The organism is Magnetospirillum molischianum DSM 120 (assembly GCF_000294655.1).
GTDB lineage: Bacteria > Pseudomonadota > Alphaproteobacteria > Rhodospirillales > Magnetospirillaceae > Phaeospirillum > Phaeospirillum molischianum.
The window spans coordinates 138716-159840 of sequence record NZ_CAHP01000028.1 but is presented as its reverse complement, the minus strand read 5'-3'; the positions used below and the strand labels follow the sequence as shown (position 1 = coordinate 159840).

The following is a 21125-nucleotide window of genomic DNA, read 5'->3' as shown; positions in this document are numbered from 1 at the left end:
TCCCCCCTGGAAATAAGGGGATGCGGACGTAGAATTTTCTCGGTTTTGCGAACGAGGAGATTCGGATGAAGAAGAGTCGGTTCACGGACGCCCAGATCATGGGGATCCTGCGTCAGGCGGAGGAGGGTATCCCGGTCCTGACGCTGTGCCGCGAGCACCAGATGAGCAGCGCGACGTTCTACAAATGGCGGGCGAAATACGGCGGCATGGACGCCTCGATGATCTCGGAGATGAAGGGGCTGGAGGACGAGAACCGGCGGCTGAAGAAGATGTTCGCCGAGCTCAGCATGCAAAACGAATTGCTGAAGGAGGCTCTCGGAAAAAATAACCCGGCCATCCCAGCGCCGGGAGATGGCCGAGACAGCTGTGGCGCGACGAGGGATCAGTATTGCGTTGGCGTGCCGGACGTTTGGGCTCAGCGAGACGTGCTATCGCTATAGCCCGAGGCTCTCCGACGAGAACGAGCAGATCGCCGACCTTTTGATCGGGCTGACCCAGGCCAGAAAGACCTGGGGGTTCGGCCTCTGCTTCCTGTATCTGCGCAATATCCAGGGGCATGACTGGAACCACAAACGGGTCTATCGGATTTATCGCGCGTTGGAACTGAACCTGCGCATCAAGCCCCGGAAGCGGCTCAAACGCGACAAGCCCGACGAACTGGTGGTACCAGACGCCCCCAACCAGGTCTGGTCGATGGATTTCATGGCGGATCGTCTGGAGGATGGCAGGGCTTTCCGGCTTCTCAACGTGCTGGATGATTTCAATCGGGAGGGGCTCGGCATTGAAGTCGATTTTTCGCTGCCCGCAGAACGGGTTGTCCGGATGCTGAACCAAATTATCGAATGGCGCGGCAAGCCAGCGACAATTCGGGTCGACAACGGTCCCGAATATATCAGCGGCACGCTGATGAAATGGGCCGAGACGCGCGGCATCGGCCTCCAACACATCCAGCCCGGCAAGCCGCAGCAGAACGCCTATGTCGAGCGTTACAACCGGACGGTCCGGCATGAATGGCTGGGCCAGTTCCTCTTCGAAACCATCGCGGAGGTGCAGGATCAAGCGACAGAATGGCTCTGGACCTACAACAACGACCGCCCCAATATGGGCATCGGCGGCATCACACCCGCCCAGAAACTGAAATTGGCCGCCTGAGTTCTATGTCCAACCCCCGCTAAAAATGGGGGGATTACCGGATTACCACGCCTAGAAGGGAGGATAGTTCAGACTTCTCAACCACTCTCGATCTTGGTTTGCTGGGGGGAGGCATTGGGACGTCAACGCAGGGCGAGGGGAAATCAATCAACATTTCCCGCCTAGCCCATCTATATAGACGATGGATAATTTGGAGCTCATCACGGCAGGTAGTAGGAGATACCTGACCTAACCTCATGAGACGATAGCGGTTGATGTCAAATTTCGTTATCGCCGTCACATCTTCGGGTAGATGAGGGGTGATACGTTCAATTCGATAAAGGGTGATAGACCTAGAAGGTCGCCCCTTCAATATCGTATCGCAGTAGAGCGTTCCCAGGGAGAGGAACGTTAACGCAGGGGCTTGAGGATGAGGGGGCTTTCCCTCTAACTGAACCTCTTGTTCCCTCCCCCAACGTTCCGCCTCCTCCTTCGTATCGAACGAACGAGAAAGGGGCTTCTCATTTTTCCTCCTGATTTGGACGTTGAAACGACCGGACGGAAGTTGCCTCAGGCTTGCCATTCACACCACCTATTTGTGAATGGTGAAATCAAACCTTTGATAAGACGAAGCTTTTCCTCACGTTGACATCGTAGGGGTCACTGGTTCAATCCCAGTACCGCCCACCATGAAAGCCTCAAGGGAAACCTTGAGGCTTTCGCCATTTCAGACCCCCTTCGGATTTTTACGCGAAACCGGCTTTTGCGCTAAACTCAAAATCCGCTCCGTGCGCAGCCTTTCGACGTGACTGCGCACATGGCGCCATTCAAAACAGCAATGCGACCGCCCGATTTCGGTCCGGGGCGGACAGAGACCGGTTCCCGGCCAGGTAATGCAGCGCAGTCAATCCTCGCCCATCCGCGCGCAGAGGGTCAGAACCGCTCATCAAAGCCGCCTCGATCTCGGCAAGGCTACCGCTCGCAGCAGCCTTGATGAGTGGCGTCGATAGCCCTCCGGGCCGGAGCGGCGTTACTCTTGTCACTGTAGCCATGCCCCGCACGGGATCGCGGGCAAAACGTTCTAACGTCGCGAAATCAGCAGCACGGGCGGCGGGAACGGGGCAATCCGTCAACGGCCCGGCCAATTGTCGCAACGATTTCGCCGCAGCCTCTAATCGGGAACGCTGAGTCGCCGCCAGCCGACAGGGGAACCGCAGCCCTCGCCCATCGAACGCCGATGGCCCCACCGCAGCGCGACGCGCCACCAGATCGTAGCCGGTCAGATGCGGCAGCATCCCAGCCAGTAGAACGGCGTCCACCTTGCGCAGCACCGATGCCAGACGCACGAAGGCGGCGGTAACGGCGGCATCGCCGCTTTTACGGGGTGAAACCGGCAAAAGTTCGAAGTAACTAACCAGCCATTCCTGCAACTCCACCTGGGCCGGGTCAGCCGCCATTTTCGCCTCGGAAGGAACCCGCGCCGCAACCGCTGCCTCGACGACATCAAGAGCACGGTTGGCGGCGACGGCATCGCCGGCAAGGATCAGACGTAGCGCGTCGGCAACCTTTTCCAGCCGATCCGTGGTTGGGTCGGAAACGGCTGGCTCCCGTCCGGCGGCCGCGCGGTTCAGTTCAGTCTGGATACGGGCAAAGATCGCTTGCGGAGAGTTAGACGGCGGCAGATCCGGCACAGCTTCAACAAGGGGAGAGTCCTGCGGCGCCTCGGCCTCCACCGGAACGGGTGGGGATTCGGGTTCGACCACCGCCGAAATTGGTGGTGGTGGTGGCTCTGTCTCCGACTTGGAAAACAACAGCCAGCCACCACCAAACCCGGCGATTGTCACCAGCAGGCCCAGACCAATTCGTACCAACCAAGGAGCCAAAAGACGCCCTCCCCCTTCCTCACTCGACAGATGGCGGAACAGCCTTTGGTGGATCACGACGGCGCAGAAAACGGCGCAACATATTCAGAATCTCGGTCGGGCTTTGGAACAACAGCGGGAGACGCGGCCGATCAACCGATGTCGGCTCAACCGCCAGACCGATTTCGGCGATGGTATCATCCCAATCGAGCGAGCGGACAATCAGTTCAACCTCGCCTAACGCCACTCGATCACCGACTCCGGGGGTGTGGCCCAATTGGCGGATCATCCATTCCGCCGCTGTCTGGTTCTGTACTTCGGGAGGAATGGTCAGGCCATAGGACACCGCAAGTTCCTTCATCTGTATCCTCGGTGCCAGCCCGAAATCGCCGAAGAAGCGGTGATCGGCCTCGGCCGCCGGAGCGGCGCTGGCAAACATTCGATCGAGATGGGGAACCCGTTCAGGGCGGGCAAACAGGTAGGCGGTATCGCCGGGACGCAACGCGCCAACCGCGAACGCACCGAACGAACGGCCATCGCGCAGAACCAGCGAAGGCTCAGCCCAGCGGGGCAGACGTTGCCCGCGCGCCACCAGAGAATCCGCGACGACACGATAGGCGACCAATTCGTGACGAGCGCCGGGAATCTCCAGTTCCATGCGCTCGACCGGACCGATCCGGCGCGGCACCACCTGACCGAGAAACCGCGCCACGGGAGCAATGGTCCAGCCCTGCAACGTCAGACTGACCAGGACGACCAGAAAGGTAACGATGAAATAATCGCGACCATGGTTCAGACCGGCAACCATCGGAACGATCGAGAGCAGGACCGACACCGAGCCGCGCAATCCAACCCAGGCAATGAACGAGGTGTCGTTGCGTTTAAACCCGAACGGCAGCAAGCATAGCCATGCTGCAAACGGACGGGCAATGAACATCAGCACCACAGCAACCGACAGCGCCCCCAGAATGTAAGGCGGAAATTGCGAGGGGGTCGCCAAAAGCCCCAACGTCAGGAACATCACGATCTGGGCCAGCCAGGTCAGTCCTTCCTGGAACCGCCGCATTGTCTCGGGGGCAGCGATGTGGGCATTCCCCGCGATCAGCCCGGCGATATAGACCGCCAGAAAACCACTGCCCTGCATTACGCCGGTAGCGGCAAACACTACCATCGCCAAACTGATCGCGGCCAGAGGTTGCAGTCCGCGCTCAAACCCCATTCGGTTCACCGCGAAGACGATCAGGCCACCTCCGGCCATTCCGGCAAGGGCACCGACGCCGAACTGGGTGAAGAACTCCGACAGGATACTGAAACCGGCGACGGCTCCCGCCTCGCCATGATGTCCAGCCAATAGCCCGACCAGGGATAGGGTAAGGAAGATCGCCATCGGATCATTGCTGCCCGATTCGACTTCCAGAGTCGAGCGGACGCGATCGCGCAGGTTCAACCCGCCTACCCGCAGCAAGAAGAAAACCGCCGCCGCGTCGGTCGAGCTGACGATGGATCCCAACAGAGCCGATTCGATCCAGCCCATTCCCAACACGTAATGGACTGGAACAGCCACTATTGAGGTGGTGATCAAAACTCCCAGACTGGCAAGGGTCAGAGCGGGAAAGGCAGCGGAACGGAATGCCTTGATGCCGGTATGAAACCCGGAATCGAACAAAATCACGGCCAGGGCGACGCTGCCGATCAGATAGGCGGCACGAACATCGTCAAAACGAAGGTGGCCGAGGCCATCTTCACCGGCCAGCAGGCCGACCGTCAGAAACACCAGCAGTAAAGGAGCCCCGATGCGGGTACTGAGAAGGCTAGAGAAGATGCTGAGCGACACCAGCCCCGCAACAATGAGGATGGCGACGTTCATAGACTCGATCATTGGGGGGCGCGCCCTTCGGATGGGGGGTCGAGGGGAGCCGAGGCTGGGTATGGGCGGCATCGCCCAAACCCGAATTCCCCTGCACATCCAAACTTATGCCATGCACCGTTGTGGCTGCAATGGTCAAGACCACACCCATTGTCTCTTTTCTGTACGCCCGGTCACTCTATTGTCACGGTACGATGCCAAAACCGATCAACACTTGCTCGCCAAACGCCCGACGAGGCAGAGCAGCGGGAAACAGCCGGGCCAGTCCGGGCGGCACCAAAACCGCCATCCGTCGTTGGGATAAAAAGGTTTCAAGGCTAACGGGAATATTGATTACAGGGCGGTCGTTTCCGAGCCGCACCAGCCCCACCGGCTCGGACGATAAGGATTCGCCTCGGCCAAGAGTATGGACCAGTTCAACGATCACCGCCTCACGCAGGGCAGCCTCGCGCTCCAGATCGGGATCGGCCGAAACAAATCTGGGCGGAGCCAGGAACGGCGACTTCCCCGCAGCAAAATTGGCGGCAGAATGAACCTCCAACGCTCCAGGCAACGCCGCCGCCTTCAGATCAACCACCTGATACGCCAAGTTGTCGTACAGCGCCACCAGGGGGAAATCCGGTAGCGGAGCCAGTGCTTCCCAAGCGGCCCAGGTAGATTCGTTCGCGAAAACTCCAGCGCTCCACCTGGAGGAATGACCGAAAGCAATCCGGTCGATCCAAACCGGCGACGCCAATTCGGTGCCGCTACGGACCAACAGCATAAGAAGAAGAACCGGAACAAGGGTCGAAGCCGGAGCCAGTCGGACCCCGATCCCACACCCCAGCTTCTCGCGGACCAGCAGCAGAAAACGGGCGAACAGCGCCAGCGCGACCGCAAATCCAACCGCGACCGGACTAGGGGTCAATACCAGCAAAGCGGTGAATAAAAGCAGCTTCTCCAGCCCGGCCAGCCGGGTTGACACCGCAATCCGCGCAACTGCTACGGTAAGAATCAACCATGTCGGATAGGCGCTGGCAAGCGGAAGCGACAACACGGACACCAGCGGTATCGGAGGCAGCGATGGAATGAACGACAAAACCAACAGCACAGTACCGGCGACCAGGGTCAACCCGGCAAGCACCCAGAACCAAGCGCGCAGGGTGGGATCTCCATCGGGCTTTCGCCCCTGGCGAATCACCCAGACACAAGCCAAAATCAGCAGGATCGCGGCTAGAGGCGTCTGACCCGCCATCGCCACTCCTCCGCCGAATCCCTGGGGCGGCAACGCGGCGACAACACGCAGCATCAGCGCAACCGCTCCCAACGGCAGCAGCCCCCACAGCACGGAATAACGCGGCAACGAACGGTCAAGCGCCAACCAAAGCGGAGCGGCCAGAGCGATCAGAATATTGCCCTCGGGCGAGGCTGTGACGCACAGGGCGGCGGCCAAGGCGGCCAAGGCAGGACGGCGATCGAGACCAGCCAGAAGCGCGGCCATCCCGAACAGATGGGCAATCCCTTCTGGCGTCGGTGCGTGGAGCGGAATCGGCGCGGCATGCACCCCGGCAAGCAGTTTGGCGGAAAAAAAGCAGCCGATCAGAACTGTCAGCAGCGCGGCGGCATCGTCGCCGCCGGTCAAGCGCCGTCGCACCACCACGACTGCCGCGGACAAAATCAAGGCTCCGGCCGTCAGGTGCAGAGTCAGACCGAAAATATCGTTGCCGAGTGGCAGCCCAATCAGACGGACGAGCGGATAAAACAGCGAGGGGCCAAAGGCCCCCGGATCGTTTAGGAACGGATCGGCAGGAAACAGGTTGGGATCGCGCGCCTTGGCCAGCAATTCAAAGACATGGTGATACGGCGGCGCGAAGCCGAAATACGTGAACGCAACAAACAGGCAGAGCCCCCCAATCATCAGTATCCGCCCGAGATCCGAAGACCGGTTCATGCCATTTCCTTCCATCCGACCATGAAAAAAACGCGGCAAGGCGGGGGTTGCGAAGGCTGCCTGCCGCGATCGAATCGTCGCGTATATCTCATTTTATGTATATCAGCAGGGTTTGAATCGTACCAACCCAAACATCCGCTGGATGTGGCGCAATTCCCCCCTTTGGGCCGCCCCACCCGCACGCTATACTCGATCTGTTGCGTTGCAACATCGTCCAAAAAAGGGAGGCACAACCATGAGCGCTGAATCCTTGCACGGTCTGTATTTCGAGGATCTCTCGGTCGGACAGACGGCCAGCTTTGCGAAAACCGTCACCGAGGCCGATGTCGTCGCGTTCGCTGGAATTTCGGGCGATTTCAACCCCGTCCATATCAATGAAGAATTCGCCCAAAGCACCCCGTTCAAGGGTCGCATCGCCCATGGCATGTTATCGGCGGCGTTCATCTCGACGGTATTCGGAACACGGCTGCCGGGACCGGGCAGCATTTATGTCGCCCAGTCTCTGAAATTCAAGGCGCCGGTGCGGATTGGCGACACCGTGACCGCTCAGGTTGAACTGATCGCCTTGGTACCGGAACGAAAGTTCGCGACTTTCAAGACCACGGCCACTGTCGACGGCAAGGTCGTGTTGGAAGGCGAAGCCACCTTGCGGGTCGAACGGCGGGAATAAAGACGGAAAAGGATACCGGGAGGCACCCGAAACGGGATTTGGGGCGGATGCCCCAAATCCCGGTGGAAGACACAGCCTCCCAATACGAACAGAACTTACTTATCAGTCTGCGCCACCTTGCGCTTGCCCCGTCGTCCTGTAGCCGACCCGCCTGTACGCAAAGGCGGTTCGACCAGGGCACTCCCCCGCCCCGACAACGACGGATTGGTCATGAAGTAATCGTGGGCGCTGAATGGCGTTTCACCGGGATCGACCCGATGATAAAGCCCCTCGGCGTCAAGCATCCAGCATTGGGCCGTATCACGCAGATTAGCGACCATGATTTCGTCAAGGATCTGGGCGTGGACCGTCGGGTTCTCGATCGGAACAAAGGTCTCCACCCGTCGGTCCATGTTGCGCCCCATCCAATCCGCCGACGAAATAAACACCTTGGCCTCACGTGACGGCAACGGCTTGCCGTTTCCGAAGCAGACGATACGGGCGTGTTCGAGGAAACGACCAACAATGCTGCGGACCCGAATCGTTTCGGACAGACCGGGAATGCCGGGACGCAGGCAGCAGATGCCACGAATCACCAACTCGATCGTCACCCCTGCCTGCGAAGCCCGATACAGAGCGTCAATCAATTGCGGATCGACAAGCGAATTGAGCTTCGCCCAAATCGTTGCGGGACGACCGGCACGGGCATGGACGTTTTCCGCTTCGATCAGGTCCAACAAGCGCGACCGCAGAAACAGCGGGGCGATCGCCAGCTTCTCCAGACCATCGGGCACGGCATAGCCGGTCATGAAGTTGAACGCCTGCGCCGCATCGCGACAGAGCAGCGGATCGCAGGTGAAGAATGACAAATCGGTGTAAATCTTCGCGGTGATCGGATGATAGTTGCCGGTACCGAAATGGACATAGGAGACCAACCGCCCCTCTTCGCGCCGCACCACCAGCGACATTTTGGCGTGGGTTTTCAATTCCATGAAGCCAAACACCACCTGGGCTCCGGCCCGTTCCAAGCTACGAGCAAGGTGGATGTTGGCCTCTTCATCAAAACGGGCCTTCAATTCGACCATGCAGGTCACCGACTTGCCCGCCTCGGCCGCCTCGACCAGCGCCTTGACGATCGGACTATCAGCGCTGGTGCGATATAGCGTCTGTTTGATCGCGACGACCTGGGGATCGCGCGCCGCCTGACGGATGAACTGAACCACCACGTCGAAGCTTTCAAACGGATGGTGGACCACGATATCCTTCTGACGGATCGCGGCAAAGCAATCGCCGCCGAAATCGCGCACTCGTTCGGGAAAACGAGCGTTATAGGGCAGGAACAGCAAATCGTGCCGCTGATCGGTGATGATCTGACGAGCATCAACCAGCCCCAGACGCCCCTCGAACTCGAATACATCGTGTTCATCGACGTTCATTTCGGCGACGATCAGCGATTTCAAAGATTCGGGAATACCGAGCTTGAAGGTCAACAGAATCACCCGACCCAGACGCCGCCGTTTCAGCGCGGATTCGAACACCCGGACCAGATCTTCTGCCTCTTCATCGATTTCCATTTCGGAATCGCGAATGACCCGAAACATCCCGGCGCTCTCGACCTGAAAACCAGGGAACAAACGGTCAAGGAATAGGGTGATCGCGTCTTCGAGAGGATAGAAGCGAATCCCCTCCCCCGGCAGCCGGAGGAAGCGACGCAATTGCGGCGGCACTGGAACTAACGCCCGCAGCGCCTCACCGTCCGAACGACGAGTCAACAGCACCACCAGCGCTATACCGAGATTGGGGATAAACGGAAATGGATGGGCTGGATCGATCGCCAGCGGAGTCAGCGCCGGAAATATCTGCTCGTCGAAGGTCTGTCCCATCCAGACAGTGTCTTCGATGGTCAGATGATCGGTCTTGACCACGGTAATACCGACCGCCTGAAGCTCGCTTTTCAATTCGCGCCAGCCGCGATATTGGGTCGCCATCAATTCGGCGGCATAGCGGCTGATCGCTTCCAACTGCTCGGCAGGGGTCAGCCCGTCCTGACTGGGCGCAGAGACTCCGGCCTCGACCTGCCCTTTCAGACCGGCGACTCGAACCATATAGAACTCGTCGAGATTGGACGCCGAGATCGACAGAAAGCGCAATCGCTCCAGCAGTGGATGACGGGGGTTGAACGCCTCCTCAATCACCCTCGTATTGAACGCCAACCACGATAATTCGCGATTAAAAAAACGGTCAACGGGCAATGTCGCCACCGTCTCGGTCATCGCGGTCATTCCCGTCCTCCATCATCCGAACAATTATCGCGTCGCATCTGTCCAACACGCCCGTACCGCCCGAAGGAAATCCCGTACCGCAATATCAGCGCGGTCAGAACGGCCGTCACGGCGATCAGCACGCTGGCCAGCAGGGTTCCGTAGGGATTTTCCAAACCAAATGGTAAACCACCGGTATTCATCCCAAAATAGCCAGCGATAAATGTCATCGGCAGCATGATGACCGTTACCACCGAGAGAGTATAAAGGTTACTGTTGGTCTGTTCCGCAACGACGGCTGCCAACTCTTCCTGAAGAATAGAGGCGCGTTGACGGATCTCATCCAGATCTTCGAGATGACGGATTAGCCGGTCGCTGATCTCGCGCAGATGTGTTTTCGCCATATCGGTCAACCACGTCGCATCGTCGGAGCGCAACCGATACAGCGCATCGCGCTGCGGTGCCAGATAGCGCCGAACCTGCACCACGCTGCGGCGACTGTCGGCTATCGCGGCGCGCAGATCGGGACCGGCATCGGCATCGCTCAGACGATCCTCCAGCAACGAGACGTTCTCTTCCAACTCGTCAACCAGATCGCCAACATGATCGGTAACTTTCTCGGCGATTCGGGCCATCAGCCCACCAGCGGAGCGCGGCCCCTTGCCGTTCAGCATCGAAAGACGAAGATCACGCAAGGCGTTCAGACTGTGATCCTTATCGCGCAAGGATATACAGCGGCCAGCTTCCATCCAGATATGAATCGGCACCAGTTCGGAATCGACGGTTCCGGGACGGTCTTCACCGGGGCGGGGTTTGTTGACGCCACGCAGCACCACCAGCAGAGCGTCGTCCACATCCTCGACCCGAGGGCGGGATTCGTCGGCGAGCAAAGCCATTGCCACCAAAGGATCGAGTCCAGCGCGGGTCCGCACCCATTCCTGAGCAACGGGGTCGTCTCGTTCCAGATGGATCCACAGGAATCCGTCGATAGGAGTCCAGGCCTCGACCCCGGCCCAGGTCAGATCCACAAAACCGCCGCTGGCGGTGGCGAGCATGGCAAAGCGAAGACCGGGCTCAAGCCCGGCGGCCAATTCCTTGTCGACTCCCATAACACCTCATCCTCGTCACATCGAACCAGGATAACCGAACCAGGAGGATCGGGAAGTGACAAAAGGAAGATCGAGGTTTGGTTGCCGAGATTGAGGCGATTTACCCCGAAGGGAAGCCGGTCAGGCCCCCTTATCGGCGTAAGGATTGCGCCCGCCGCGCACGAACAACCGGATCGGCACCCCTTTGAGATCGAATGCTTCGCGCAGGCCGTTAACCAGATAGCGGACATAGGATTCGGGCAATTCGTCCGGCTTGGTGGCAAAGAGTGCAAAAGTCGGCGGACGAGCCTTGACCTGGGTGATATAGCGGATCTTGTAGCGACGACCGCCCGGCAGCGCGGGCGGCGGATGCCGTTCGATCACCTCGGCCAGCCAGCGATTGAGCTGCGCGGTCGGAATACGGCGGTTCCACACCGTCCAACTGTCGATCACCGCATCCATCAACTGAGGGATGCCGCGCCCGTTCAGTGCCGACATCGTTACCGTGCGCACGCCCTTAACCTGGGGAGCCGATGTCTCCAGCCGGTCGCGGAGGCGTCCCAACGCCACCTGGGGATTCTCAACAACGTCCCATTTGTTGACGGCGACGACCAGCGCCCGGCCTTCGTCGGCGATCAGGCGCAGGATGGTCAGATCCTGTTTGTCGAGAATCTGAGCGGCATCCATCACCAGCACCACCACTTCGGCACGGCGGATCGATTCCAGGGTATTGGCGACAGACAGCTTCTCTACCGCGTCATAAATATTGGCCTTGCGGCGCAGGCCGGCGGTATCGACCAGCTTGACCGCCCGCCCCCCATGGATCCACTCGACACCGATGGCATCGCGGGTCAGGCCCGCTTCCGGGCCGGTCAGCAACCGTTCTTCGCCCAGCAACTGGTTGCCCAGCGTCGATTTACCGACGTTGGGACGGCCGACGATCACCATCGTCAAGGGACGACCGGGATCAGACTCGACCTCGGCCTCGGCCGCCTCGGCGGTTTCATCGGGGAATGGCGGGAATTCGTCCTCGTCCTCGTCGTCGAGCACCACGCCAGCCTTCTGGGCATGCGGCATCAGCGCCTCGAACAGCTCGTACATTCCTTCGCCATGCTCGGCCGATACCGGCACCGGCTCGCCCATACCCAGGCCATAAGCTTCGTAAAGACCGGGGGCGCCGGCCTTGCCTTCGCACTTGTTAGCGACCAGAATCACCGGGGTCTTCGCCTTGCGCAGATGGTCGGCGAAGTGGCGGTCGAGCGGAGTTACTCCGGCACGGGCATCGATCAGCAACAGCGCAACGTCGGCTTCTTCAACCGCACGGTCCGTTTGAAAGCGCATCCGCGCCTCGATGCTGTCGCCGCCCAGTTCCTCAAAACCGGCGGTATCGACAACCTGGAAATCGACCCCCATCAGGCTGGCGCGACCTTCGCGGCGGTCACGGGTGATGCCAGGCAGATCGTGCACGATCGCCAGCTTGCGCCCGACGAGGCGGTTGAACAGGGTGGACTTGCCGACATTAGGGCGTCCGACAATGGCGACGGTGAAGGGCATGCGCTCTCAGTTTTCAGCGATAGGCGACGAGATCGGCCTCGTCGGTGAGGAAATACAAGGTGCCGTTGGCCACGACCGGAGCAATACTAACCCCATCGGGGGCTTTCTCCCAGCCGAGCATGTCGCCGGTATAGGGCGACAGCGACACCAGCTTGCCGTCGGAACTGCCGAGGATCAGGCGATCCGAGACCAGAACTGGTCCCGACCACAAGATACGGCCTTCCTTTGCCTTAGGGTCTTCCCAGCTTTGCATCTGGGTAACCCAAACAATGCGGCCGGTTTTGGCTTCGACCGCGACTGCTTCGTTGTTGTTGGTCAACAGAAAAAGGAAATCGCCAGCGACCCATGGGCTTTCGACCCCGCCGATTTCCTTTTCCCACAGACGGCGACCAGTCTTCTGATCGAGACAGACCAGCATATCGCCGTTGCTGATGGCATAGACCCGGCCGCGATCGATCGCCGGACGGCCGCGAATATCCATCAACGCACCGATGATTTCGGTGCGGCGGATCGTCACCAGCGAATCCTGCCAGATCGGCACCCCGGTATCGACCCGGAGCGCGAACAACTCGCCCGAAGAATAGGGGACCAGAACCATATTGCCATCAACCGCCGGGCTGTTGCCCGCCAGCAGGCCGGTGGCTTCGGTGATGCCGGAATGAGTCCACAGCACAGTACCATCTTCGGCAGCCAGAGCATGAGTCTGGTTATCGACGGTCACCGCGAAAACACGCCCGCCCCGTACCGTGGGTGCACCGCGCATCGGCCCGGATACCGTCTGACGCCAAACGATTTGCCCCGAGGCGGCATCGAGCGCCACCACCTGGGCAAAGCCGGTGGCGACGAATATCCGCCCCTCGTCATAGGCAACGCCGCCGCTGGTGTAGACGTTCGACGTGTCACTGGGAGTCGTATCCGCTTGCCACAACCGCTTGCCGGTCTTCGCGTTGAAGGCGCAGACCTGCGAAGACGCATCGACAGTAAACACCGTGCCATTGGCGACCACGGGCTGACCGAGCAGACGGCGCCGCTTACTCGACCCGCTCCCCGCGTTGGCCGACCACAGTTCCTGAAGATCGCCGTCTGCCACCATGTGCTGCATCGCATGGTTGGAATACCCCCCGGCCTGGGGCCAATCCTCGTTCGGCTCGGGCGGCGGCAGGATAACGCGGGAGACCGGACCCGCAATTTCCGGTTCGATCTGCTTTTCACGCGACAGCACCGAGATGCGCTTGCCCGGCAAAGGCGGCGCCGCCTTTTCTCCCAACCAGCCGGTATCGCAGCCGGACAGGGCGACCGAAGCCGCAAGGGCTCCGGCAAAGACAAGACGCGGGGCGCGGGGCGCGGTCATCGCTGTCAGCCCCGGTCAGCCTGGCCAGTGACGGCCAGCATTTCGGCGGCGCGGGTGCGCATTCCCTCGGGAGCGGCGGCATCCTCGGCCAAGCGCGAGAACAATTCGGCCGCGCGCACCTTGTCGCCGCGCCGCAATGCCGTCAACGCCTGGATTTCGCGGGCAGAATGGCGCCAGGAGCTGGATTCGACCGCCAGCGGCTCCATTGCCTTGTCCAACTGAGCGGGATCGGTGACATCAAGAGTCAGGTATGCGGCCCGGATCGATGCCATATCGCGATAGACCGCCGCAACCGAACCATCGGCGGCCACAGCGCGATAGATCGAGGCCGCGGCGGCCGGATCACCCTGCTGCTGGCGCAGATCCGCAAGACGCAGATTGGCGAGCAGGCGGTAGCCGCTGGCACCCTCGCTGGCCAGACGGGTCAGATCGTCAACCGCCTCATCGCGCTTCCCCTGTTCGAGCAGAGAAGCGATCTCGTGGAAGCGTTGCGAAGAATCTTTGCGCTGCTGTCCGTCCCAAGCCCGCCAGCCTTGCCAGCCAGCAACGGCAAGAATGGCGGCAACGCCAAATCCAACGACCAGAATTCCATGGCGTTTCCATAGATTCGCCAGTTGCTCGTGCCTCAGATCCTCGTCAACCTCCTTGATAAGAAGGTCGGCGGCGGCATCATGCTGCTGCTTCTCGTTCAAGAAAGACTCTCCATGGGGGGAAGGCGGCGCACGGATAGGCCGCGCCGTAACATAGTCCGCACCGGCGGTCTTGGCAAACCCCGGTTAACATGTTTATGGCCTTAATCGCCAGAGTTCGTTCCGCGTCTCGTCGTCGGGGGCCTACTCCGCCCGCCATTTGATCGAGCAACCGATGCTGGGGATCTGCCCGTCTGGAGTTTTGCCGGTATCGGCGATCTCGCGCATCGCTTCGACCAGTTCCCGGCGCGCATCAGCCGGCCCCGGTTGCCGCTCCGAAGCATCAAGGCGGCCACGATAACGCAGCACCCCCTCGGCGTCGAAGCCGAAAAAGTCCGGCGTACACACCGCGCCATAGGCACGAGCGATCTGTTGCGATTCGTCGTGCAGGTAAGGAAAACCCAACTCATGCCGCTGGGCAAACGTAACCATGTTGTCGAATGAATCGTCGGGATAGGTTTCGGCATCGTTGGCGTTGATCCCCACCACCCCGATCCCCAGCCGTTTCAGTTCGGCGGCGTCGCGGTTCAGACGGTCGATGATCGCCAGGACATAGGGGCAATGGTTACACATGAACACGACCAGAGTGCCACGTGGACCAGAGATATCGGCCAAAGACCAGACTCGTCCGTCAGTACCGGGCAACGTGAAATCCGTAGCCACCGCCCCCAGGCTGCCTGTCGGAGTTTCTACCGCCATCGTTCTGCCCTCCTGTCGTTTCCGTGTCGGGTCCGGCCGCCGCCATCGGCAGAAACTGCCCATTGATTCGGCACCGATCCGCCATCACAATACACGGGATTATTTTGGATGGGATCAGGGAAATGGTGTCAAGAAGCGTTCCCCTGGCGATGCTGGCTTTGCTCCTCCCTTTGGGGGGGTGTTATTACTTGACTCCAACCGGAATAGGAACGGCACCAAAACCTCTCCCCAATGTCTTCACCATCATGCATTTCGAAGCGCTCAGCCTGATGGGAACGCACAAATCCATTGTCGATCACATCTATGGCTGGATCACCGACAAAGATTGCTCAAGCCCGCGGGCCGAACGCGGAGAGGTTTATTGTCGCGACTGGATCGGCAAGCCGCCTCCGCCGCCGCAAATCTATTGCTACAGCTCACTGGCCCGCCCGACCTGCTATGCGCAACCCTACAACGAGGGTAACGACCGTCTGATCGGCTTCGTCCCCCCCTCGACGCCGATCCGCTGAACACGGGTAATATAGGGGTGGGTGGGGATCCGCTCCCGTCTCCATCGCCTTGCGGCATTGAGGTCGATCACATCGGCTTGATATCGTTCCGCCTGCGAGACGGATGAGTCGCCGCAGGCAGGGTAAAGCCGAAGGTTGTTCCCTCCTGCCCCGGAACCAGATCGACCCAGATCTTGCCGCCCATTCCTTCGACCAGACGCCGCACCGCCGACAGCCCCGCGCCAATGGTTTCTCCACTTACCCCGGATTGGCGGAAGATTTCGAACAGTCGGGCGGCCCGAGCGGGTTCAATGCCCAAACCGTTATCACGAATACGAAAGGCAATCATCGCTCCGTCACGAAGGGCGGAGATATGAACCACCGGACGCCTGGACGGCACACGAAAGCGCACGGCATTTCCGATCAAACGACTGAAAATCTCGGTCAGCGCCTCCGGCTCGGCGATGATGTCCGGCAACGGATCGATGATCAGGGCGACATCGGCTTCGCCCATAACATCCGAAAGACGATGGCGCGCACTCCCAATAGCTTGTAACGGCGATGTGGGCACGACACGACCGGACATCGCACTATTCAACCGGCGCACCCCATTTATCGCTTGAGCAAGACGGAAACGATCATCATCGTCTAGTCCGCTAAGATCGACGGCGCGATGGTGCGGATGCCCTGCCCCTAACTCGTACTCCCGGCCTCGCAACAATGTTTCCAGGCGGTGCTGACGACAACGCAGACTGGTCACGACCATTCCCATTCCTGCTATGCCGACAATAAGCACCGTGATCGAAAGCACATGCGAGAAATCGGCCTGGTTCATCAACGGCCCCATTACAGAAAACAGCCGGAACAGGCCGTCAGCACGGGCCAATCCGTCGTCGCCACCGTACCAGACCAGCACGACCGTAAGCGCACCCACAATAGGAAACAGCCGCACCAGGGTTTGTCTGCTTGCATGTCCCGATGAATGAGTGTTCATGATATCACCGCTAACAATCAATGGTTGTAGACTCGGTTTAGCCCTGCCTTCCAGCGATTAGATATCAACCGTTATATGACATCATTCTTAATGAAATTAGGTCAAGGATTGAATTAATCGGCAATAGCATGTAAATGAGTCGTGAATGCTTTTGAGGGAGACTTAAGCCGTGCAGGCCAAAGCTCACGTCCTGATCGTCGAAGACGACCCGGTAACCCGAAGCAAGCTGGCGGCCTATATGCAAGCCGAAGGTTTTCAGGTCAGCGAAGCCAGTGATGCGCGCGACATGAAGGCAATGGTCGCCCGCGCAATTCCCGATGTGGTGCTGCTCGATATCAATCTGCCAGATGAAAGCGGGCTGATCCTGGCCCGAGAATTACGAGCAAAATCGTCGGTCGGAATCATCCTCGTCACCTCGCGCCAGGACGAAACCGACCGGATCGTCGGGCTGGAGATCGGTGCCGACGACTACATTACCAAGCCGTTCAACCCGCGTGAACTGGCCGTGCGGGTGCGCAACCTGCAACGCCGCGTTGCGCCGTCGATGGCTGCCGAACGATCCGCCTCGGGCGTTTATTCTTTTTCCGGCTGGAAGCTCGATTGCGATTCCCGCCAGTTGTTTTGCCCGAAAGGAGAGAACGTCCGCCTGACACGGGGGGAATTCGACGTGATGGCCGCCCTGGCTCGCAATGCCGGTCGGGCGCTGACTCGCGACCAGCTCCTTGATCTTACCCAGCACGATGGCGAAGCGGTGATCGACCGCACTATCGACGTCCTGGTCGGACGATTGCGGCGCAAGATCGAAGCGGACTCGCGCCATCCGGCGATCATCCTCACCGTCCACGGCGTCGGCTATCGACTGGTCGGGAACTGACCCGCTTCCCACCGGCATCGCTCCGCATCAGCTGCCGACCATGGAGAAGGCTGACCAGATGTACGGATTGCTCCATTGAGACGTTCCGAGCATTTCCAACTGAGCCTCGTGGAGCGCGTCATGGGGAGTTTTGCCAGCAAGCAGCCGTTTATAAAGAGCCGTCATCAGAGTCTGAGTCCCAGCATCGCTGACGTCCCACAGCGAGGACACAACCGACTGGACTCCGGCCTCCTGAAAGGCACGGCGCAGGCCATACACCCCCTCGCCCTCGTGCACCTCTCCCAAACCGGTTTCGCACGCCGACAGGATGGCAAGGCGGGTACCGCTAAGGTCCAGTCCCAGCACCTCCAGCGCGGTCAGAATCCCGTCATTGTCCGTGTCGATCTCGCCCAGCACCTGGGCGTTGGAATTGATTCCGGCAAAGGCTAAACCGGACCGTAACAAAGGATTATCGCCAGGCGGCGGCACCTGAAAATCACTGGAGCGCTGGAGCTTGAGTAGACGTTTACGTAAAGAATCGTCTGGCTTCAGGAAAAAGCCGTGGGTCGCGATGTGCAACACCTCGGGCGGTTGTTCCAGTCCGCGCAGAGTCTTTTCCTGAGCATCGGCACCGGAATAAACCGTGGCTGGCTTGCCCTGCCCCTCGACGGCTCGCTGGATCAGTTTTCCCTCGCGCTCGGCCCCTGGTAGTGGATCGAAACGGAGGTTGCGCAGGCCCGACAGCCCCCGTACCGACGCCTGAAGATCGGCAGCGCCAGTTGAACGCGAGCGAGCCTGATCGAGGATGTCGCGCCCCACCACAGCGTCGGTGTTGTAATCGGGACCGGCATCGATCAGATACCCCTTCGTCGTTCCGGTGGGCATCGGCAACAGATCGCGGCTGGAGGTCAGCATATGCAGATCGACCGATTCGATCAGATATTTCCGGTTCTTCTGAACCAGGGCGGTGAAAGGAAGGATATTGAGAAGCCCGTCCGGCACCACGTAAACCTGTTTGCGCCCGCCCAACGCAGATTCAAGCGGTTGCCAAACTAGACGTGCAACGGCCTCGCCCGCGTCCTGAAGGTCGTCGATCTCGGCATCCTCGTCCTGGATCACGGCACGGTATTTGGTCACCGCCGCATCGATGAGAACGGGATCCTCGAAACGAACCAGCGTGAAAACCGGGCTATCCCCCTCTTTGCGTAGGACAGCAGCCGCCATCTTCTGCCGTCCCGCTTCGCCGTAGATCACAAAATCCACCAGCGCAGCGTCGTTGGGCAGCGCCTGTCTCAGATCTTCGGACGAAATCTCCGCGACGGAACGACGAAATTTCTGGCTGGCTCGGCCCAGCGCGCCCTGGAGTTGATTGACGCGATTTTCCAAACCATTGACGATCTCGATATGATTCTCGCGGGTCTCAGCCGTTGGGCCAGACAAGGTTAGCGCCGCCAGACGCTTGCGCACGTCCGTTAGCTCGGCCGCCAGACGGGTCAATTCCGGATCGCGGGCCAGCCGGGCGATCTGCTGGCTTTCCGACGCGACCTTCAGCAGCAGTCCTTTGCGGTTCAGGCTGGCTTCCAGCAGCAACCGGGCCGCAGCGGCATCGTTCTGCCGAGCCAGCAACGCGACATAGGCAGAATATTCCGGGGCATGCAGACGGACATACCCCTCACGTGCATTGTCTCCGGTAACGGGTAACACCCGGCCGAAGAATTCGGTTCGGCGCAGAAAGGTCAGATGGCGCGTCTCAACCGCCGCAGCCTTCTCGTCGCGATCCTCCTGCACCATCGCCAAAGTATTCATTGTCTCAAAGGTATAGGGATGATTTGGCCCCAGCGCTGCCTCGTCACCGGCCAAGGTCTTCTTCAGCAGGATCTCGGCCTCGGACAACCGCTGGGTCGTGCGGTAAAGCGCGGCCAAGTCGTGCATCGAACGCAACGTGTCGATATGTCGGTCGCCCAAGGTGGCACGCCGCCCGGCCAGAGCCTTGTCAAAGGTGGCCTCGGCTTCCTTCAGTTTGCCCTGGGCGTGTTGAGCGCGGGCCAGATTGTTCAGCGCCTTCAGGGTGTTTTGGTGGCGAGGACCATAGGTATCTGCCCAGGACTCGTAAACCTCACGAAACATCGCCGCCGCCCGCTCAGGCTCGCCCTTCAGCATGTACAGATAGGCAAGATTGTTGATGCTGGCGATAGTGTCGGGATGTTTGGGGCCAATCGTGCGGGAAAACACCGCGATCACACCCTGATAAAGCGGCTCGGCCTTATCGAACACCCCCTGACTTTCATAAAGCAGAGCCAGATTGTTCATCGTCGCCATCGTGGTGGGATGGTTCTCGCCGAACGCCAGACGACTAGACTCAAGCGCTGTGCGCAAAACTGGCTCGGCGCGGTCGTAATGCCCTTCCTTTTCAAGGATCTCGCCAAGATTATTAACAGCAACCACCGTCGCGGGATGGTCATCACCCAGCGTATTGCGATAACGCTGCAAAACGCTGTCGAACAACATTTCCGCTTCGAGAAGATGCCCCTGACGACGCAGAATGCTGGCCAACGACGATAGCGCGGCCAGGGTAGAGGGATGGCCTGGACCCAGCCGCACCGTCTGCCGATCAAGCACCTCACGGGCGGTCGCCTCGGCGGCGGCGTATTCGCCCAGATCGTTGAGGATATCGGCCAGATCGCCCTTTGCCGCGAGCAGGCTCTCCAGATCTCCGGCGGCACTATCGCGGATCACGCTTTCCTGGGACGTCCGCGCATCGGACAACCGCCCCTGACGGTGATACGCCGCAGCAGCCTGGAGCCTCGTCGCCAGCGCTAGAGGGTCGGATACGGGAAGAGCCGCCGCCTGTATCGCAATCGCCCGCTCGAACAACGTGCTGGCAGCGGCAAACTCGCCCCGCCGATATTTCACAGCCCCCTGCAAGGCCAGACAATGGGCGAAATTGGGGTGGACATCGCCGTAAGTGCGGGCGGCAACGACGCAAAGCTCGTCAAGCCCAGCCCCGGCCTCGGTCGTTTTGCCCCGGTCGATCCGGGCGTTGGCCAAAGCAAAGGCCAGCGATAGAGTCTGCGGATGGCCAGCTCCCAGTGCTTCGGTCGAGGCGGCGACTGCCTCGGTCAAAAGTGAAGCCACCGATTCCAGGCGAAGCTGATCGCGGTATAGACGGGACAGCCCTAGATACAGCTTCAGTGTCTCTGGATGGCCAGCCCCCAACGATGCCCGCGACAAAACAATCGCCTGACGATAAGACGTCTCAGCAGCTTCGACTTCACCCCCCAAATGCTGCAACGCGGCCAGATCGCTCAGACTGACGATCGTGGCGAAATGGCCGTCGCCCAGATTGTCGCGGGACAGCGATACAGCCTGACGCGCAGCCTCAACCGCGTTGGCCAGATCGCCCGCGCCAGCCGCAATGATCGCTTTCTGGTGAACCCGTTTCCACAGCGCCGCCGCCCGCTGCTTGGCCGCCGGAACCTCCGAGACCGCCGCCTGCGTCTCGGCGACCCAGGCGGGAAAAACCTCGCGCAGGCGGGAAATCTCGTCGTCCAGCCTTACCACGTCGGCGACGCGACCGGCTGCAAACGCCTGCCGAGCCTCGACAATCGCCTCATCCACCCCAACAGCCCAAGCCGACGCGGCCCACAGAACAGACGCCAGGACAGCGCCCCCCCAAGCCGAACCGATCGCACCACGCCGCATCGCGGTC

15 protein-coding genes are annotated in these 21125 nt (G+C 60.2%); 4 read left to right on the top strand and 11 right to left on the bottom strand.

Annotated features, from left to right (window positions below):
* Positions 1 to 65 precede the first annotated feature (65 nt).
* A protein-coding gene (locus PHAMO_RS12925) for an IS3 family transposase (protein ID WP_155801790.1) occupies positions 66 to 1152 on the top strand; the annotation gives its coding sequence in 2 pieces (ribosomal slippage) (positions 66 to 322 and positions 321 to 1152; 1089 coding nt in all).
* Positions 1153 to 1958: 806 nt separating this feature from the next.
* Here the strand turns inward: PHAMO_RS12925 and PHAMO_RS12920 are convergent.
* The 3 genes from PHAMO_RS12920 to PHAMO_RS12910 all read right to left on the bottom strand — a co-directional run bounded on the left by PHAMO_RS12920 (position 1959) and on the right by PHAMO_RS12910 (position 6790).
* Positions 1959 to 3014 carry an ankyrin repeat domain-containing protein gene (locus PHAMO_RS12920; RefSeq protein WP_155801789.1) on the bottom strand — a complete coding sequence of 352 codons (1056 nt, stop codon included), beginning with the start codon at positions 3012 to 3014 and terminating at the stop codon, positions 1959 to 1961.
* Between the two features lie 19 nt (positions 3015 to 3033).
* Entirely contained in the window at positions 3034 to 4872 is a 1839-nt protein-coding gene (locus PHAMO_RS12915) for a potassium/proton antiporter (protein WP_002729949.1), read from the bottom strand.
* A gap of 172 nt (positions 4873 to 5044) precedes the next feature.
* Entirely contained in the window at positions 5045 to 6790 is a 1746-nt protein-coding gene (locus PHAMO_RS12910; protein WP_002729947.1) for a hypothetical protein, read from the bottom strand.
* A gap of 235 nt (positions 6791 to 7025) precedes the next feature.
* On the opposite strand from PHAMO_RS12910, the gene PHAMO_RS12905 reads away from it, so the two are divergent.
* Positions 7026 to 7460, top strand: coding sequence for a MaoC family dehydratase (locus tag PHAMO_RS12905; protein ID WP_002729945.1), 435 nt, complete (start codon positions 7026 to 7028; stop codon positions 7458 to 7460).
* Between the two features lie 95 nt (positions 7461 to 7555).
* Here the strand turns inward: PHAMO_RS12905 and PHAMO_RS12900 are convergent, their stop codons facing one another.
* The 6 genes from PHAMO_RS12900 to PHAMO_RS12875 all read right to left on the bottom strand — a co-directional run bounded on the left by PHAMO_RS12900 (position 7556) and on the right by PHAMO_RS12875 (position 15081).
* A complete protein-coding gene (locus PHAMO_RS12900) occupies positions 7556 to 9721 on the bottom strand; it encodes an RNA degradosome polyphosphate kinase (protein WP_002729944.1) in 2166 nt (721 codons plus the stop codon).
* The gene (locus tag PHAMO_RS12895) at positions 9718 to 10809 is read right to left on the bottom strand and encodes a zinc transporter ZntB (protein WP_002729943.1); all 1092 of its coding nucleotides are present in this window, start codon (positions 10807 to 10809) and stop codon (positions 9718 to 9720) included. Before PHAMO_RS12895 ends, PHAMO_RS12900 begins: the two co-directional genes overlap by 4 nt.
* A gap of 120 nt (positions 10810 to 10929) precedes the next feature.
* On the bottom strand, positions 10930 to 12342 hold the full coding sequence (der, locus tag PHAMO_RS12890; protein ID WP_002729942.1) for a ribosome biogenesis GTPase Der: 1413 nt from the start codon (positions 12340 to 12342) through the stop codon (positions 10930 to 10932).
* Positions 12343 to 12355: 13 nt separating this feature from the next.
* The gene (locus PHAMO_RS12885) at positions 12356 to 13693 is read right to left on the bottom strand and encodes an outer membrane protein assembly factor BamB family protein (RefSeq protein ID WP_002729941.1); all 1338 of its coding nucleotides are present in this window, start codon (positions 13691 to 13693) and stop codon (positions 12356 to 12358) included.
* A gap of 5 nt (positions 13694 to 13698) precedes the next feature.
* Entirely contained in the window at positions 13699 to 14385 is a 687-nt protein-coding gene (locus tag PHAMO_RS12880; protein WP_002729940.1) for a tetratricopeptide repeat protein, read from the bottom strand.
* 141 nt (positions 14386 to 14526) lie between these two features.
* Positions 14527 to 15081: a thioredoxin family protein gene (locus PHAMO_RS12875; RefSeq protein ID WP_002729939.1), complete on the bottom strand. Its 555-nt coding sequence runs from the start codon at positions 15079 to 15081 to the stop codon at positions 14527 to 14529.
* Between the two features lie 122 nt (positions 15082 to 15203).
* On the opposite strand from PHAMO_RS12875, the gene PHAMO_RS12870 reads away from it, so the two are divergent.
* Complete coding sequence (locus PHAMO_RS12870) at positions 15204 to 15590, top strand: hypothetical protein (protein WP_002729938.1); 387 nt, start codon at positions 15204 to 15206, stop codon at positions 15588 to 15590.
* 67 nt (positions 15591 to 15657) lie between these two features.
* On the opposite strand, the gene PHAMO_RS18595 is transcribed toward PHAMO_RS12870, so the two are convergent.
* A complete protein-coding gene (locus PHAMO_RS18595) occupies positions 15658 to 16563 on the bottom strand; it encodes a sensor histidine kinase (protein WP_051002425.1) in 906 nt (301 codons plus the stop codon).
* A gap of 169 nt (positions 16564 to 16732) precedes the next feature.
* On the opposite strand from PHAMO_RS18595, the gene PHAMO_RS12860 reads away from it, so the two are divergent.
* Positions 16733 to 17437, top strand: a complete 705-nt coding sequence (locus tag PHAMO_RS12860; RefSeq protein WP_002729936.1) for a response regulator — start codon at positions 16733 to 16735, stop codon at positions 17435 to 17437.
* A gap of 27 nt (positions 17438 to 17464) precedes the next feature.
* On the opposite strand, the gene PHAMO_RS12855 is transcribed toward PHAMO_RS12860, so the two are convergent.
* The gene (locus PHAMO_RS12855) at positions 17465 to 21118 is read right to left on the bottom strand and encodes a CHAT domain-containing tetratricopeptide repeat protein (protein ID WP_002729935.1); all 3654 of its coding nucleotides are present in this window, start codon (positions 21116 to 21118) and stop codon (positions 17465 to 17467) included.
* Positions 21119 to 21125 lie beyond the last annotated feature (7 nt).

Coding starts and splice junctions, on each gene's coding strand:
- PHAMO_RS12905 (WP_002729945.1), top strand. CDS start 7,026: ATGAGCGCTGAATCCTTGCACGGTCTGTATTTCGAGGATCTCTCGGTC.
- PHAMO_RS18595 (WP_051002425.1), bottom strand. CDS start 16,563: ATGAACACTCATTCATCGGGACATGCAAGCAGACAAACCCTGGTGCGG.
- der (WP_002729942.1), bottom strand. CDS start 12,342: ATGCCCTTCACCGTCGCCATTGTCGGACGCCCTAATGTCGGCAAGTCC.
- PHAMO_RS12875 (WP_002729939.1), bottom strand. CDS start 15,081: ATGGCGGTAGAAACTCCGACAGGCAGCCTGGGGGCGGTGGCTACGGAT.
- PHAMO_RS12855 (WP_002729935.1), bottom strand. CDS start 21,118: ATGCGGCGTGGTGCGATCGGTTCGGCTTGGGGGGGCGCTGTCCTGGCG.
- PHAMO_RS12885 (WP_002729941.1), bottom strand. CDS start 13,693: ATGACCGCGCCCCGCGCCCCGCGTCTTGTCTTTGCCGGAGCCCTTGCG.
- PHAMO_RS12915 (WP_002729949.1), bottom strand. CDS start 4,872: ATGATCGAGTCTATGAACGTCGCCATCCTCATTGTTGCGGGGCTGGTG.
- PHAMO_RS12895 (WP_002729943.1), bottom strand. CDS start 10,809: ATGGGAGTCGACAAGGAATTGGCCGCCGGGCTTGAGCCCGGTCTTCGC.
- PHAMO_RS12900 (WP_002729944.1), bottom strand. CDS start 9,721: ATGACCGCGATGACCGAGACGGTGGCGACATTGCCCGTTGACCGTTTT.
- PHAMO_RS12870 (WP_002729938.1), top strand. CDS start 15,204: ATGGTGTCAAGAAGCGTTCCCCTGGCGATGCTGGCTTTGCTCCTCCCT.
- PHAMO_RS12910 (WP_002729947.1), bottom strand. CDS start 6,790: ATGAACCGGTCTTCGGATCTCGGGCGGATACTGATGATTGGGGGGCTC.